Here is a 16,546-nt window from a genome sequence, read left to right on the forward strand (position 1 = left end):
GCCTTTTAAGAAGTGCTTTTCCCAGCACAACTCATTCACTTATTATTATAGAGGCTCTAGAAAAATTATTCTCCAGCTCACTTTTTAAGTTTTTATATTCATCAGTCTTTAACTCTTCATTGGTAATAAAACTTTTCTTTATGGTTATTAAATTGCTAAATTCGGTTCCATCATTTTGATATTTACACGACCTATTTACATACAACCAAGGAGTATCTATTTCAAAATTCAAATTTTCACAGTTTTTAATTCTGATATCTTTTATTATCATATGGCTTTCCTTAGTTTTAGGAACACCAATAAAAAGGTCTGATATTTGGTCAGAAACTGTATTCACAACATCATTAAGCCAATTATCTCCTAAGTTCAAAGCAGGTCCTAGATTTGTCTTAAAAACCTTATTTTTTTGCTGAAATTCATACTTAATTGTAAGATCCTCTACATTACGCAAAGTAAGATCAGGTAACTCTAAGGACTTCTTTTCTTCTTCATCAAGATATACCCCACTAATCATACGAAAAACAGAATCCCTTAATTGCTCATTTGAGTAATATAATCCAACACCTGTTAAATCTATAGCTGATTCTCCTTGCACGATAAGCCATCCGCGTTCACTTACAACATTACCTTCTATAGTTAATTCACTATGGGATATCACTTTTGAATTTTCAGCTTGTACAGCAGGAATTTTTATGTAATCTGCTTCCTCAGAATCGAGTACTAGAGCGTTCCTATCAGCAATATCTGGAAAAATACCCTGCGCCATACTGACGGTATTAGTTGGATCAATCCAATATATTTTTCCATCTTTATTTTTTACTCTGAGCATCGCATGATTGAAACTCATATTAGGTAATGCTTCAGAGTTAGAAGTGCTAGTAGTTCCTCTCATAACAAAAATAGGTTGAACTTTGTAACCAAGTTCCTGTAAAATAGCAGCCGTGCTAGCAGAAAAGTCTTTGCAATCCCCAATTTGAGAATTAGCAATTTTCTCTAAATCTCTCGGAAAAATTTTTCCTGATACTGTGCGCCAATCTCCCATGTATTGAATTTTTTCATTTAACAAAGAAGTAACAGCATTTATTTTTTCCTCATCAGTACTCTCATTGGCAGCAGATTCTGCTATAGCTTCAAAAATTGCAGGAAGTGGTTGATTAATGACTCTATGATATCCAGGAGCTAACTTTTTAGCTAAATCATCCCATTTAGATAGGCTCGACAGTGATACCCAAGTGTTATGTTTAATATTCAATATTCCATTATGTGGTTCATTTATTGTGTTTTCATAAATTGCTTTCTTTAAAGCAATGCTTATAGAATGTATATCATCCTTTTTTTCTTCAGTGATCTCTAGTACTTCTCTTGGATCATTCACTTTAATCTTTAGAGGCAATTCAGAATTGATTTTAGTATTTTCTGCTTGTAAATAATCCCCATAATAAGAAAAGCTCAAACCATAAAAATTATCAACAGGAACCTTTTTTGTAACTTGCTTATATCTTAAATATACTTCTGTACCAATTTCTACCTTAGGAAATGATATGATTACTTGCCTTGATTGGTCGAAACCCTTGGCAGGACTAGCCAGTGGCTTATCCTCAATCATGTCTTCAGTGACTATATATTCTTCCCTGCTGTAAGTTGTTTTAGCCTCTAAAATAGTAAAATCTGTACTATCATCATTGTAAACAAGACTGTATAGAGAGAATCCATCACGTCCAGATTCCTTGAGTATTTTTGCTTGAAATTCTGCTTCCGTTTCGTAGGTACCATCTTTATTAACATTAATGTTAACATTAGAAAACTTGACTTCGACGGAAGCATCTTCGTACTTACGCCATCTTGCTTCAGCTGTAGGAGTTATAAAAAATACTAGTAATGCTAAATTAGATATAATTTTTAAAAATTTCATTACGTCCTCACATTTATTGAAAAGTCATTTTATTAGACCCGACAATACTATCCACAATATATGAACTTCAGCTATTGGTTCGCTCATATAATTTACCGGCGTGTTTGTTAGCATTATATGTGGCGGTTATAAAATAATCAACTTTTTTACCACCGCGGTTACAATTGTTATACGCGGCGGTAAGGATTGCTTAAATCTCAAATGCCTTATTATACACAAGTTTTCGTTACTTAATATCACCAGATTCTCTGATATAACATATATAAAGTTTGCATTTCTTGATAAAAATGTTTTAACATTAAGCATTTCTTTAATATTTGTATCCTTTAAGTAAGTATATGTCTAAGATACCATTTTTATTGATTTTTATACTTGCAGTAGCAAGTTTACCAGTAATAAACAATTGGCTTTCACATCGCACTCAGACCTTAAATGATGATTATATAGGTGAGAGATTGGATAATTACATCAGTAAAAATTTTAATAAGATTATAAAAACTCTCCAGGAAGAGTCAGCTAAAAATAGTTATGCTAATGCAACCAAAAATAAAATTTCTCAGCATAAAAATGAAATATTTGACTCCACTTATCCTTACTCAGGAAATGAAAATAGCAATGTTGTAGCTGTAGGGTTTTTTGACTATTCTTGTGGCTATTGTAAGGCAATAAAGAATGACATAAAACAGTTGATCAATGATGGCAAAATTAAATATATCTTTAGGGATGCTCCAATACTTGGTGAAAGGTCTATAAAAGCAGCAAAAGGTGCTCTAGCTACTTATTTTATCGATAAAGAAAAGTACTTAGATTTTCACTACGCTGCACTAGATCACAGAGGAGAATTTTCAGATGAAGCTATATTAGGTATAATAAAAAGTATAGGGATTAACGAGGACGACTTTAATAACTCTATGAAAAATAACGCAGACAAAATTGAGCAAATGATAAACAATAGCAAACTTTTAGTAAGGGAGCTGGGAGTAGGCGGTACACCTTTTTTGATAATAGGAGATAGTCTTTTTGTAGGGGCAACTGATTTGAATGTGCTACGCAAAAAGGTGGATAAGTTAAAAAATTAATAAATTTCTTACTTGACAGCATAAGAGAGTTTAAGTATAATTAAGCTAAGATATAGTAAGTAACAATATGTATAGGCTACATATTAGTTTAAGAAGAATAGGTGATGCCTACAACCAAGCGTAACCTTAAGTAATCATTCTTCGTAGTCCAGTTAATCTATTAAAATATTATTATCATTTTGGAGTTATAACATGAGAGATTCTAACTATGTAAGAGGGCCAATTGCTCTTTTTCAACAAATCAAAGAAAAGAAAAAACCAAGTTATCTATTGGATAACTTAAAGAGCGCTTATCCTAGAGAACTAAAAATCGGGGCTGCTATAAAGACAGGGGATTGCTTTTTTGACTCTGTAGCTCAAGGATTGAATGAATTAAACATAAAACCTGATTATCGTTTTACTGCAAAATCATTAAGAAAAGACTGTTCAGATTATGCTAGAGCAAACAGCAAGCCAGATCAGTGGGTTTATAACGCGGTAATAAGAGATGCCGGAGAGTATTTCGTACCTCAAAAAGATCCGGATGGAGAAGTAATAAGCGAAAATGGACTTAATAAGCAAGACAAGGCGAAGTCTTTTTTCAAATATTTAGAGTATATTATACCAACTCTCATTATTAATGAACCAAATAAGAAGCATTGCAGAGTTGTTTAACCGTGGAAGGGGAAAGAGAGGTAATAAATTTACACAAAGCGCTCTCAAGCAGAACAATTGTATCGTAGATTTTATTGCGCAAAATGTTCTGTTTTATATATAACCAAAACCTCTCAACAGGATTGAGGTCAGGTGAGTATGGTGGTAGGTATATAATTTCGATATTTTTAGGTATCTTTAAACTTTTTGACTTATGCCAACTAGCGCAATCCATCACGAGAAAAGCCTTTCGTATTCCTAAATATTGCGACATCTGTTCAAGGAATATATTTATACAAGCAGTGTTGACGTTTGGTGCAAATAAGCTAAAATTCTCTCCATTTCTGGGATTAACTGCACTATAGAGATAAAAATTTTCCCTACCTAATTTTACCTTAACCTGTGTCCTACTGCCTTTTTTAAACCACCCATGTCCAACTTTTGAATGTGTACCAAACCGTGATTCATCGAAGAAAAATAGCTCTTTTTCAGAATGCATGACAATAGTTTCATTGAGGTTTTTTTTTAAACTCCTCTTGCTTATTTTTATCCTGTCCACTATGAACTGGTCTTGGTGTGATATATGAGAATTTCATTCTTTGCATATTACGATGTATTGTGGATTTGCTGATATTCAAACCAAATCTTTCTTGGATTCTTATTCTCATTTCTCTAATAGTAATATTGGGGTTTTCCTCTATCCACACCTCAATTTGTTCAAGTTGACTTTGGTTCAATATAGTTTTTCTACGGCATTGAGGTGGAGAAAATAATTTTTCTTCTCTTCCAAATTTTATGTGCTTTATCCATGTAGTAATTGCCTTTCTCGAAATGCAACATATTTTTGCTACAGCTGTTATACTGTGCTTTTTTGCTGCAATTACAGCATTTAGTTTTTTTGCAACATACGCATTATTTCTTACTTTCTTCAGCATCTCTTTTGCTGATTCCACCACTTTTTCATCCAATAATTTTGATCTTAATGCCATCTAAACCTCGCTATTTTACTTACTCCAGTATGGCTTTTTTTCCATTATTGTCTATTCGTTGCTTGTATAGCGGGAATTGGTATTACTAATACACATACAGCTGACGCACCTATATGGGGTCGTCCAAACATTGAAGGTAGAATGATATGCGACAAGTACAAAGTGGAGCTTTATATTTATTCAATAGATGAAGAAAGTCAAAAAGTTACGGTAACTAAAATTACAGCACATGATGATGATCCAGAAGTTTATATACAAGATATAAATCTCAATCAACTAGAGATAGATATTAACAAAAAAACTATAGGAGTAGTGAATTACATGCGACATTTTGTTCCACTTCTTAGTGGAATTTCTGAGGATATAAGAGAAAGTCAACCAGTTTCTAATGAAGAAATCTTTGGTGAGGTTACAGAAGCTTCTGCTTCTGAGCAACCAGTACAACAAAAAAGCAGCGCTGGTAAGCCGATTTTTTCGAATAGAAAAGAACTCCTATTTCTAATCAATCAGAGCAGAAACCACTAAAAGAAAGAGCTGCTGATAGAAGTATTGATGAAAGGAATTCACAAAATCATGAAGTAATGTTAGAAAAAACACACAGCAAAGCTTTTGAAAATACAGCAAAGATCTTGAGTGACACTTCTAAGGATATGAAAAAAAATTCCAGTGAAGAAATTCTTGAAATAGGTGAAAGAGTTCCTGCTTCTGATCAACCAAAGCAAGAAGTACAACATAATACTAAAACTAGTAAATCAGCAATTGCGCAAATTTATGAAACACAAAAAGAGAGAATTAATACCAGCGCTAGTAAGACAGTTTATACAGATACAATAATTACTATTTCTCATCAACAAGAGCAAAAAGCACAACAAGAGGAAATACAAAAGAAATTAATCAATAGTTACAGAAAAGAAGCTATTTATGCCATAGCTTCTGTAATAGCAGCTACGGCATTCACAGCATCTGCTATAGCTGCTGTTTTTACTCAACCAATTCCTTTAGCATGTCTTGCTGGTATTGCTTTAGCCGTTGCATGTGTTTGTGTATATCAATTAACGCAGAGTTATAAAGACATTCATGAGCTGAAAAGTAACTTAGGAGAAAATAGCGCCCATACTTTTTTAGAAGGAATGGGATTAAAAATGCACAGCCTTATTGATAAAGTAGCTTTAAAAGCTTAAGATTTCTATTGTTAATTTATTTAATTTTTGATATAATTTATTATTATTTTTAATAAACTAACCTTACTAATACCAACTCTCATTATTAATGAACCAAATAAGAAGCATTGCAGAGTTGTTTAACCGTGGAAGGGGAAAGAGAGGTAATAAATTTACACAAAGCGCTCTCAAGCAGAACAATTGTATCGTAGATTTTATTGCGCAAAATGTTCTGTTTTATATATAACCAAAACCTCTCAACAGGATTGAGGTCAGGTGAGTATGGTGGTAGGTATATAATTTCGATATTTTTAGGTATCTTTAAACTTTTTGACTTATGCCAACTAGCGCAATCCATCACGAGAAAAGCCTTTCGTATTCCTAAATATTGCGACATCTGTTCAAGGAATATATTTATACAAGCAGTGTTGACGTTTGGTGCAAATAAGCTAAAATTCTCTCCATTTCTGGGATTAACTGCACTATAGAGATAAAAATTTTCCCTACCTAATTTTACCTTAACCTGTGTCCTACTGCCTTTTTTAAACCACCCATGTCCAACTTTTGAATGTGTACCAAACCGTGATTCATCGAAGAAAAATAGCTCTTTTTCAGAATGCATGACAATAGTTTCATTGAGGTTTTTTTTTAAACTCCTCTTGCTTATTTTTATCCTGTCCACTATGAACTGGTCTTGGTGTGATATATGAGAATTTCATTCTTTGCATATTACGATGTATTGTGGATTTGCTGATATTCAAACCAAATCTTTCTTGGATTCTTATTCTCATTTCTCTAATAGTAATATTGGGATTTTCCTCTATCCACACCTCAATTTGTTCAAGTTGACTTTGGTTCAATATAGTTTTTCTACGGCGTTGAGGTGGAGAAAATAATTTTTCTTCTCTTCCAAATTTTATGTGCTTTATCCATGTAGTAATTGCCTTTCTCGAAATGCAACATATTTTTGCTACAGCTGTTATACTGTGCTTTTTTGCTGCAATTACAGCATTTAGTTTTTTTGCAACATACGCATTATTTCTTACTTTCTTCAGCATCTCTTTTGCTGATTCCACCACTTTTTCATCCAATAATTTTGATCTTAATGCCATCTAAACCTCGCTATTTTACTTACTCCAGTATGGCTTTTTTTCCATTATTGTCTATTCGTTGCTTGTATAGCGGGAATTGGTATAAGAAGGACAATATGATGGGTAACACAAATTTAAATTCAACAACTCTTGAAATAAAGATTGATAAAAAGATAGCTAAGCGTTTTAAATATGCTTTAGAATGCTCACAAGCTACAGCAAAGGTGGAAGTATATAAAATTCTGCTTTCTTTTGTACAAAATTTTAATGAGCAATTACTAGAAAATTCAATAAAGTATTTAGATAAAACAATAAAGGAAAGATCGTTATGTCAACATATAAAGCTTCATGAACTACTAGATTTTCAAGACAATAAAGGAAATACGTTGTTGCACTACGTAGCTTCACATAGTCAACATAAAAATATAAAGACCCTTATTAAATATGATGCAAACCCTTTAATCAAAAATATGAATAATCAGATTCCATTAGATTTAGCTCAAGGACAAACAAGGGAAGAGCTTATTAAAGGCATGATGGAACAGGCTAGCTCAAAAAAAGAAAGTTCTAGATATGATGCTTTAGGGCGTACATTCGCTGTCAGCTGTCTTGCTTTTATTGTATTTGGAGTGGGTGTGAGCATTGCAGCAGAGTGTGATGTAGTAAGTTTTCCTAGTGCTATATTAGGTGCAATCATAGCATCTCCTCTTGTTGGCGTAGCTGCTGGATTAATTACATATTTCTTAGATCATGATCGTAAACAAGCTAAAGCGATATCAACAATTCTACAAGAATCTGAAGTGTCTAAAAAATCACCATCATTACAATCATCTGAAATATAATAATATTACTAATTTCTTTTTTCTTATATTTACTTCATCTCTTAGTGGTATCTAGAAACCTAGATACCACTATATGTCTTTTTTAGCTAAAATATCTCAATTTCATTTTTACAGGAGGACATATGTCATTTACAGAAATTAGATTTCCAGAAAATATATCTTATGGTTCCACTGGAGGACAGGAATTTTCCACTGACGTTGTAACAACTCATAATGGCTGTGAGCAGCGCAATATTAATTGGTCTCGTGCACGTGCCAGGTATAACATAGCTTATGGAGTTAGGTCAAATGAGCAGCTAACAGAATTCATAACATTTTTTCATGCACGAAAAGGTAAAGCAATAGGGTTTCGCTTTAATGATTGGTCAGATTTTACAGTTACCAATCAAGAAATTGGTATAGGAGACGATAAAAAAACGATCTTTCAATTGATTAAAACTTACATAAGTGGAAAAGACAAACATACACGTATGATTAAAAAGCCAGTGCATGATACAACAAAAATTTACCTAGATGGTGTAGAAACAGAAAAATACTCAGTAAATTATTCAACTGGAGAAATAGCATTTATGAAACCACCAGCAAAAGGCACAATAATCACCGCAAGCTTCGAATTTGATGTACCAGTACGATTTGATACAGATTACCTAAACGCTTCTATTGATAACTATGGCAGCAATAGCTGGAACAATATTCCCTTGGTGGAAGTGAAATAAAGTTAAAGTATGCTCCATAAAAGTTAAGCGATACTGAGGCTCATATTTAAATGAGCCTCAGTATATTTTAAAGCCTATCGTCCATTACAATGTTCCACACTCGAAATTTGAGGAAATTCTAAAGTAGTACTTTCTTTTTCCTGTAAAATAGAAAGTTTTAACAACTCCTTTATAGCTATTTTTGCAAGTGTTTTATCATCTTTATTTAAGATTTTATCTAGCATGTTTTTTTCTGTAAGCGACTAACATAATTTCTAGCTTCCTCATTCAGACCTTGTATTTTGTTAATACAAGACAATACTAAATCCGAGTTCTTCATTGCTAAAATCCCATCAAGGAAAATATCTAATTTTGTTTTATCTTTAGTTAAGTCTTTAACTAATTTATTTATGATATCATCATTGTCAAACAAAATATACTCTAGATACGAGGCAGACTCAATAAGTATAAAGTCTTCTAAAGGTAATGGTTCTAAATCGTCTTCAACATAAGTCAATATGCTAAACTCAGTAATACATCCCTCTTTTCTCACAATACAGCACTTGGGAAGACCACAATACATTGATAGCAAAGAAAAGAGACGCATTATACTTGTACCTCTATCTTTCATTTCCTCGAGAAGCTTTTTATCATTTATTAGTTTATGCAAAATGTAATCCGTAGCAGGACCTGGTTTGCGAAAATGAAACATATTATTTTCTGCAAAAATAGCCTCAGCTAATTCTATAGACTTTTTATCCTCATCTATAAAAGCCTTCTCGCTTCTATTTAATTGTATGATTTCAGCCTTGCTATTGCTGCGTAGCTTAGTTTGCCCTATTAACCTCTCAAATGCTTCTGTATTCATATATATCTTAAAATAATTAAGATTAATATTAATTGTATTAGCTATTTTAAGAAAAATAAATGAAAATCTTAATAAAGATTAAGCTTTTATTAAAAAAGTAAAGTCTTTTTATATTTGTATGAGTATATAAAAGGTTTGATTGTTGTAAGTTATCTAAGTGCTAGAGTCTAATTAATAAGTCTGCTTGAAGCCGCTCAGTGTTTGTACAGTTGTGCCTGCGCAACTTGCTTCAAAATTTCTGCTTGTTGCTGAGCATGAATATTAGCATAACCACATGCAGGAGATGCAGCAGCAGGTCTTGCAATGCACTTAGGTCTTTTTGCTTGAGCATTGAGGCCAGACAATACCTCTTCTATCAATGGGTTGACAAAGAACCATCCTCCCATATTTTTGGGTTCCTCTTGACACCATATAATTTCAGCGTTCTTATATTTTTCAAGTTCACTGCCTAGTTTATCAGCTGGGAATGGATAAAATTGTTCTAAACGCATTACTGCTATATCGTTTATTTTTTGTGCTTCAAGCATTTCAATTATGTCGTAATAAACTTTACCACTACATATTACAACTTTACGTATTTTATCACTTGCAACTAAACCTGTTCTACACTCTGGAATTACCGTAAGAAATTTTCCTTCAAAGTCAGAAAGGTTAGAAACTGCCATTTTATGACGCAATAGTGATTTAGGTGTAAACACCACTAAAGACTTACGAAAATCTCGATTAATTTGTCGGCGTAAAACATGAAAATAATTCGCAGGAGTAGAGCAATTAACCACCTGCATATTATCTTCCGCACAGAGTTGCAAAAATCTCTCTATACGAGCAGAACTATGCTCAGGTCCCTGTCCTTCATAACCATGAGGCAGCAATAAAACTAGACCACTTGATCGTAACCATTTTGTTTCTGCTGATGCAATAAACTGGTCGATCATGATTTGCGCACCATTTGCAAAATCACCAAATTGTCCTTCCCAGAGCACAAGTGAATACGGAGAATCAAGGCTATAGCCATATTCAAAACCCATCACAGCATACTCAGATAGTGCGCTATCTATAACTTCAAAGCGAGCTTGCTTCTCACTTATGTTGTTTAGTGGAATAAACTCTTCTTCCGTTACTTGATCAACAAGTCTTGAATGACGGTGCGAGAAGGTACCACGACCAGAATCTTGTCCTGACAAGCGCACTCCTATTTCTTCTTTAAGCAATGACGCAAATGCAAGACTTTCAGCAGTGGCCCAGTCTATGTTGCTACCGGAATTTATACTTTCTATTCTGCCATCAAGTATTTTCCTCACTTTATTATTGAGATTAAAACTGCTTGGAATATTGCTATTTATGTGTACACCTAATTTTTTTAGCTCATCTAGTGAAACACCAGAGTCCGTATAATATTCACTTAAATCATTTAACTTTGCTCTCCTGAGTTTTAACCACACTCCATCAAACCAGTCAGCTTTCTTCGGAGTATAAGTCGTTGACTCAGTAAGGCTTTTATCCAATCTTGCTCTAAATTCGCTGCGTAATTTACTTACTTCATCACTAATTAGGACTTTCTCTGCAGCTAGCTTCTCTTCGTAAATTGTTCCCGGAGTTTTATGCCTTGATATTGCTTTATACATAAGTGGCTGGGTAAAATTCGGTTCATCGCCTTCATTATGGCCATATTTGCGGTAGCATATTATGTCAATCACCACATCCTTTTTAAATTTCTGCACATACTCCATTGCCAAACTCGCGGCAAAACTCACGGCTTCTGGATTATCTCCATTAACATGAAGTATTGGAGCTTCTATTGATTTTGCTACATCAGTACAATAAAAAGAAGAGCGTGTACAACGAGGACTCGCAGTAAAACCAACTTGGTTATTAATGACAATATGCACTATACCACCAACTTTATAACCTTCAATGTTGCTCAAAGTCAGGGTTTCGGCAACCACTCCTTGCCCGATAAAAGCTGCATCACCATGAATTGATACTCCAAGCACAGATCTCATATTTTGCTTTGCTCTTACTCTTCCAGCTAGAACCGGATTTACCGCCTCAAGGTGAGATGGGTTAGGACATAAACTTAAGTGTATTTTTTTACCACCAGCAAGTGCTCGATCAGAAGAGTAACCAAGGTGATATTTGACATCACCAGATACCTCAAGACCACTTGGGTATGCAAGGTTGCCTTGAAATTCAGATAGCATTGCCGCATACTCTTTCCCCATCACTTTGGTTAGAACATTAAGCCGTCCTCGGTGGGCCATACCAAGAACTATTTCTTCAATACCAAAAGCTGCAGAATCACTAATAACTCTTTCAATTGCAACAATGGCTGACTCCCCACCTTCGATAGAAAAACGCTTATATCCAGGAAATTTCATATGGAGAAATTGCTCGAACATCTCAGATTCAATCAAGTGCCTTAGTATTTCTTTTTTATCCTGAGGGCTTAGCGTATAGACCTGATTTTCAATTTTCTCCTGCAGCCAAACTCTTTCCTCATAAGAGGAAATATGCATAAATTCAAAACCGATATTCTTGCAGTAAATATCTCTGTAGATTCTAGTGTCACTTGTAGGAGAAAGATTCAAGTATTTTTGATAATCTATTTCCTTATTTACATTCGGTGATAATGGATTTAAGTCTGCAAAAAAATGACCGTAAGATCTGAAAAAATTTGCTAAATCATCAGCATCTACCTTGGCTTCATTCTGTGCTCTACAGGGTTCTGCTTTATTAACTTCTAAATTGCTCGAAAAAATTCTGTACCAATCTTCTCCAATTGATTTATCGCCCTGCAAATAGCGGTTATATATTTCTTCCACAAATTCTGCATTGTCACCATAAAGGCAGCTTAAACTTGGCATATTCACTATAAAAGATATCAAATACTTATAAGTATACCTTAAGTTTTTTAAAAAAGAACTTTTTTGATCTCTGTAGATTAAGCTAATGCATTACCGCTTTCTCGCAGATATACGAACATTCATTTTTGAAGGTAAACTGCACAGCAAATGTTCAGTGCATGACACTGGAATCCAGACTTGCCGTAATCTCACCAAGAACGTTGTATTTCAATATAAGATCAGCCATCAACTATGTTTTTTAAAATTTTTTGAATTTAGTCTCATTTGTTGATAATTTTGTATTTTTATTCAATTGAAAAATGTATTTTGGCAACAAAAACCCTAGTTTATACAGAAAGAAATTTATATCAAACAGCAAGCACTGCTTAGATTTTATGGTTAACGAATATGTGCTTTAAATGTGTGTAGACGCACATATTCGTTAACCTATTTTCTATACAGATTTTTTTATTTCATATTAATTGCTTCTTTAAGTCTTGCATTGGCAATTACTATGATTTTTCGCATTAGAGCTGTTATAGCTACCATCTTCTTTTTACCTCTACCAATAAGATCAGAATAAAAAGCACCAAGTGCAGATTTAGATCTTGCAGCAGCCATAGCAGCTGTGAAAAGCTTTGCACGAACATTGCTTCTACCACCTGTTATCCTTCGGTAACCAATAGTTTTACCGCTTTCTTTTGGATGTGGAGCAACTCCAGCAAGACTTGCAACTTCTTTTTTGTTTAGGTGGCCAAGTTCTGGCATTAGACACACAAAAACTTGTGATAACTTGAGACCTATTCCTGGCACTGTTCTCAAGATCTTTTGACGCTTTTGTAACTCTGGATTTTTATCAATAATTCTTTGTATGGCATCGTTGAACTCATTTATCTGACTGGTAAAAAAGTCTATTGTTTTTTGGCAACTTTCCTTTATATAGTCGTTTTCAGGTGCTGCAAGCCTACATTTCTCTTGAGTTCTCATTTGTGTAATGTCATCACGACGTTGACAGAGTGCAACTAAGGCGGTTTGTTCTTTTGACATAGGCACAAATAGAGATAGAGCACTATAGCGTTCAAAACCATATTGAGCAAGGGCTCTTGCATCTGATTGATCTGTCTTTGCTAAAGTTCCATGTGATATGATAAAACTTTTTACTTTACGAGTATTAGCTCGATGTACAGCAACATTCTTATCAACAAGAAAATGTGCTAAGCCAAGCTCATATTTTCCAGTGTTTTCTAAAGTTACTAGAGAATTAGGTAGGATATCTGAAAATTTTTGAAACAACTGTTGCCAACCAGTAGCATCATTGTCAAACTTGATAGCGCTCCTTTGGTTATAAGCTGCAGCAACATTTTTAAATTTTCCGATATCAATGCCAATGAAATTTTGATAAGATGTAATCATAATAAATAACCTCGATAGTTTAATTAATTTAAGATTGTAAACGGGTGCATACATATGTCCCATGCAACTATTCAAACGTATCGAGAGATGGGGCTAGTTTACCTTGATGGCTACGGTTGTAATACCAACTTTCATTCGGTCGCACACGCCCGTGATAGCCCTATTCCTATAGTGAGTAGGGTTATCTTTCCCTCTTATCTCTTTTATATCACATTTTTAACTTACAACTTTCTATGCTAGTTTGCTTGTGAGTAACTTGGATCCCAGTGTCAAGCACTGGGATGACAAGAAGGAGAGTACTTGGATGACAAGAAGGAGGCAACAACAAAGGGCAATTTGAATGACACCATCATAGAGATCAGCTACTCGAATAACAGCAAAGGGCTACTTGGATGACAGTGCGTGAGATTACGACAATTGGATGATAGCAGGTATAACGTTGTCATTCCAGTGTTTGACACTGGAATCTAGAAATTTTTTGAGAACAAAAGAGGCGATCTTATGCTAAGTTTTTGTTGGTAAGAAACCAGTGTCAGCTACTCGGATGACAAGAAGGGATAGCACTGGGATGACACCATTATAAAGGAACCAGTGTCAGCTACTCGGATGACGCCTTTTTATCCAAATAGTTTTATTGATGATATTAAAGATTTCACTATAATAAAAATTTAAGCTGGCGTTTTTAAGGTGAATAAAGAGCTAATAAGTGAAATACCTTTACTTGAAGATAAGGCGGTTTCTGAGGTTGAAAATGCTGCTTCTTTGCAAGATTTAGAAAAAGTTAGGTTGTCATACTTGGGGAGAAAGGGTGTAGTAAAAGCTTATTTCGATGACTTAAAGAATATAGATGATGCAGGAGAAAAACGTGACTTAGGTGCAGTGATTAATGTTTTACGCAATAAGATAGACCAGCTTATAACAAGCAAAGAAAATGAACTAAAAGATAAAGAAGTTAAGTTAAAACTGCAAAATGAAGCAGTTGATATCACACTGCCTGTCAGGCCAGAAAGAATTGGCAAGATTCATCCACTCAGTAAAGTTATAAGTGAAGTAAAGCTCATTTTTGCGCATATGGGCTTTAAAGCAGTTGATGGTCCTGATATTGAAGATGAATTTCATGTGTTTGATGCACTGAATACTCCAAGTCATCATCCTGCGCGAAAGGAGCAAGATACCTTCTACTTAAAGAATAAAATAAACGATAAAAGAATGGTGCTGCGCACTCATACCTCATCTGTGCAGATTAGAACCATGGAAAAGACAAAAACTTTTCCAATTAAAATAGTGGCTGCAGGCAGGGTATACAGAAATGACTTTGATGCAACTCACACTCCTATGTTTCATCAGATAGAAGGACTTTATGTTAATGAAAATGTCAATATGGGCCAATTAAAATTTACTATTCATCGCTTCCTTAGTAAATTTTTCGGAGATAAGGGTCTAAGAATACGCTTTCGTAATAGTTTTTTCCCTTTTACTGAACCTTCTGCGGAAGTGGACATAAGCTATAAAGATAGTAAATGGATTGAAGTGCTTGGATGTGGTATGGTGCATCCAAATGTCTTTAAAAATGTTGGCATAGACCATACTAAATACAGTGGCTTTGCATTTGGAATTGGCATAGAAAGACTTGCGATGCTGAAATATCAAATTGGTGATCTAAGGAGTTTTTACGACAACAAAATCAATTGGCTCAACCATTATGGTTTCCATTTTTCGTCTTTAAGATAAGTGACAAACAAAGGTTATACATTTATTGTACTTGCTGCAGGTCATAGCAGTAGAATGAACTCGAACACACCTAAAGTTCTGCACAAAATAGGTAATTTTTCCATGCTTGAGCATGTCATTTACAATGCAAAACAGTTAAATCCTGAAAATATTGCTGTTGTAGTTGATCAGCCTTTAATTGAAAGACTAAAGTGCTTTGAGGATATACAGTTAATTACACAAGAATCAACGCTCGGCACGGGAGATGCAGTCAAAACTGCGATGAGAAACCTGAAAGAATTGTCAGATATAGTTATTGTGCAGTATGGGGATACTCCACTAATAAAAAGCAGCACAATAACTAAAATGATAAGCTGCTTAGAAGAGAGCAATGCTTTAGTTTGTCTTGGGTTTAAAACTAATAATAAAGGATACGGTAGACTAATTATTGAGAACGGTTCCCTAAGAGAAATCGTAGAAGCACAAAATGGTAGAAATAATGATGAGGAATTTCTTGCTAATGCCGGAATAATGGTTGCACGTGCAAAAAATCTACGTGAATTGGTGGAGAAAATAGAATGTAATAACCAAGCTCATGAATATTACTTGACCGATATCGTTGCCATTGCAGTAAAGAGTAATTTAAATGTCGGCTATGTTATTGCTGATGAGGAGGAGGCAACTGGCATAAATAATAGGAATGACCTTGCAACGGCCGAGTTTTACTTTCAAGAAGAAAAAAGAAAGTTTTTCACTAACTCTGGAGTAACGCTTGTTGCTCCAGAAACTGTTTTCTTCTCTCTTGATACGCAAATTGGTATGGATTCGATTGTTTACCCATACGTTTTTTTTGGTCCTGGAGTAAAAATAGGATCTGGTGTTAGGGTTGGTCCATTTGCCAAATGTGAAAATACAACAATAGGTGATGGCGCAATCATAGGTAATTTTGTTGAAACAAAAGCAAGTGATATAGGTATAAATACTAAGATAAAGCATTTAAGTTATATAGGAAATACTCAGGTAGGGCAGGGGAGTAACATAGGTGCAGGTACCGTTGTTTGTAATTATGATGGAAAAAAAAAACATAAAACAAATATAGGAAGCAATTGTTTTATTGGTGCCAATAGTTCACTAATTGCGCCACTTAATGTGCATGATGACTCTCTAGTTGCAGCAGGTAGCGTTGTAGTCAAAGATGTGCCAAAGAGGAGTCTTGCAATTGCAAGAGAAAGGCAAATAACAAAAAAAATAAAATAATCCCAGTTTTTTTTCTTGAAGATTTTTATATGCTTGTATATGCATATATTGAGT

Annotated in this window: 15 protein-coding genes; 8 read left to right on the forward strand and 7 right to left on the reverse strand. The window is 34.3% G+C overall.

The genetic code is table 11. The annotated features are described in order from the left end of the window. Nucleotides 1-31 precede the first annotated feature (31 nt). Nucleotides 32-1,912, reverse strand: a complete 1,881-nt coding sequence (locus ABWU62_RS02825; protein WP_353287459.1) for a DUF3857 domain-containing protein — start codon at nt 1,910-1,912, stop codon at nt 32-34. 338 nt (nt 1,913-2,250) lie between these two features. On the opposite strand from ABWU62_RS02825, the gene ABWU62_RS02830 reads away from it, so the two are divergent. Both ABWU62_RS02830 and ABWU62_RS02835 read left to right on the forward strand, forming a co-directional pair. Then, a complete protein-coding gene (locus ABWU62_RS02830) occupies nt 2,251-2,991 on the forward strand; it encodes a DsbA family protein (RefSeq protein WP_353287460.1) in 741 nt (246 codons plus the stop codon). A 192-nt stretch (nt 2,992-3,183) separates the two neighbouring features. After that, complete coding sequence (locus ABWU62_RS02835; protein ID WP_353287461.1) at nt 3,184-3,645, forward strand: hypothetical protein; 462 nt, start codon at nt 3,184-3,186, stop codon at nt 3,643-3,645. Here ABWU62_RS02835 and ABWU62_RS02840 read toward each other — a convergent pair. Then, nucleotides 3,608-4,613, reverse strand: a protein-coding gene (locus tag ABWU62_RS02840; protein WP_353287151.1) for an IS630 family transposase whose coding sequence is annotated in 2 segments (ribosomal slippage) — nt 3,608-4,150 and nt 4,152-4,613 — 1,005 coding nt in all. Because the reading frame shifts where the segments join, the coding sequence is not laid out codon by codon here. The two genes, ABWU62_RS02835 and ABWU62_RS02840, sit on opposite strands and share 38 nt — an antisense overlap. A 162-nt stretch (nt 4,614-4,775) precedes the next feature. On the opposite strand from ABWU62_RS02840, the gene ABWU62_RS02845 reads away from it, so the two are divergent. Both ABWU62_RS02845 and ABWU62_RS02850 read left to right on the forward strand, forming a co-directional pair. Then, nucleotides 4,776-5,138, forward strand: coding sequence for a hypothetical protein (locus ABWU62_RS02845; protein WP_353287462.1), 363 nt, complete (start codon nt 4,776-4,778; stop codon nt 5,136-5,138). 56 nt (nt 5,139-5,194) lie between these two features. Continuing rightward, a complete protein-coding gene (locus ABWU62_RS02850; protein ID WP_353287463.1) occupies nt 5,195-5,794 on the forward strand; it encodes a hypothetical protein in 600 nt (199 codons plus the stop codon). 85 nt (nt 5,795-5,879) lie between these two features. Here ABWU62_RS02850 and ABWU62_RS02855 read toward each other — a convergent pair. Next, nucleotides 5,880-6,885 (reverse strand): IS630 family transposase gene (locus tag ABWU62_RS02855; RefSeq protein ID WP_353287090.1). Its coding sequence is split into 2 segments (ribosomal slippage): nt 5,880-6,422 and nt 6,424-6,885, totalling 1,005 coding nucleotides; the frame shifts between segments, so codons are not numbered across the junction. Here ABWU62_RS02855 and ABWU62_RS02860 point away from each other — a divergent pair. Together ABWU62_RS02860 and ABWU62_RS02865 are read left to right on the forward strand one after the other, a co-directional pair. Continuing rightward, nucleotides 6,879-7,706, forward strand: coding sequence for an ankyrin repeat domain-containing protein (locus ABWU62_RS02860; RefSeq protein WP_353287464.1), 828 nt, complete (start codon nt 6,879-6,881; stop codon nt 7,704-7,706). The two genes, ABWU62_RS02855 and ABWU62_RS02860, sit on opposite strands and share 7 nt — an antisense overlap. A gap of 122 nt (nt 7,707-7,828) precedes the next feature. Then, the gene (locus tag ABWU62_RS02865) at nt 7,829-8,422 is read left to right on the forward strand and encodes a TIGR02217 family protein (RefSeq protein WP_353287465.1); all 594 of its coding nucleotides are present in this window, start codon (nt 7,829-7,831) and stop codon (nt 8,420-8,422) included. Nucleotides 8,423-8,496: 74 nt separating this feature from the next. On the opposite strand, the gene ABWU62_RS02870 is transcribed toward ABWU62_RS02865, so the two are convergent. The 4 genes from ABWU62_RS02870 to ABWU62_RS02885 form a co-directional block, all read right to left on the reverse strand. Further along, nucleotides 8,497-8,646 carry a hypothetical protein gene (locus ABWU62_RS02870; RefSeq protein ID WP_167315806.1) on the reverse strand — a complete coding sequence of 50 codons (150 nt, stop codon included), beginning with the start codon at nt 8,644-8,646 and terminating at the stop codon, nt 8,497-8,499. Beyond that, nucleotides 8,640-9,269: a hypothetical protein gene (locus ABWU62_RS02875; RefSeq protein ID WP_353287466.1), complete on the reverse strand. Its 630-nt coding sequence runs from the start codon at nt 9,267-9,269 to the stop codon at nt 8,640-8,642. Before ABWU62_RS02875 ends, ABWU62_RS02870 begins: the two co-directional genes overlap by 7 nt. 194 nt (nt 9,270-9,463) lie before the next feature. Then, the gene (locus ABWU62_RS02880) at nt 9,464-12,133 is read right to left on the reverse strand and encodes a 2-oxoglutarate dehydrogenase E1 component (RefSeq protein ID WP_353287467.1); all 2,670 of its coding nucleotides are present in this window, start codon (nt 12,131-12,133) and stop codon (nt 9,464-9,466) included. A 447-nt stretch (nt 12,134-12,580) separates the two neighbouring features. After that, nucleotides 12,581-13,525, reverse strand: coding sequence for an IS110 family transposase (locus tag ABWU62_RS02885; RefSeq protein WP_265022222.1), 945 nt, complete (start codon nt 13,523-13,525; stop codon nt 12,581-12,583). A gap of 687 nt (nt 13,526-14,212) precedes the next feature. Here ABWU62_RS02885 and pheS point away from each other — a divergent pair. Together pheS and ABWU62_RS02895 are read left to right on the forward strand one after the other, a co-directional pair. Continuing rightward, entirely contained in the window at nt 14,213-15,256 is a 1,044-nt protein-coding gene (pheS, locus tag ABWU62_RS02890; RefSeq protein WP_353287468.1) for a phenylalanine--tRNA ligase subunit alpha, read from the forward strand. Next, complete coding sequence (locus ABWU62_RS02895; RefSeq protein WP_353287469.1) at nt 15,257-16,492, forward strand: NTP transferase domain-containing protein; 1,236 nt, start codon at nt 15,257-15,259, stop codon at nt 16,490-16,492. It begins immediately after the preceding gene. The last annotated feature ends 54 nt before the right edge of the window (nt 16,493-16,546 follow it).

Origin of the sequence: Wolbachia endosymbiont (group B) of Gerris lacustris (assembly GCF_964028355.1) — a bacterium.
Lineage (GTDB): Bacteria > Pseudomonadota > Alphaproteobacteria > Rickettsiales > Anaplasmataceae > Wolbachia.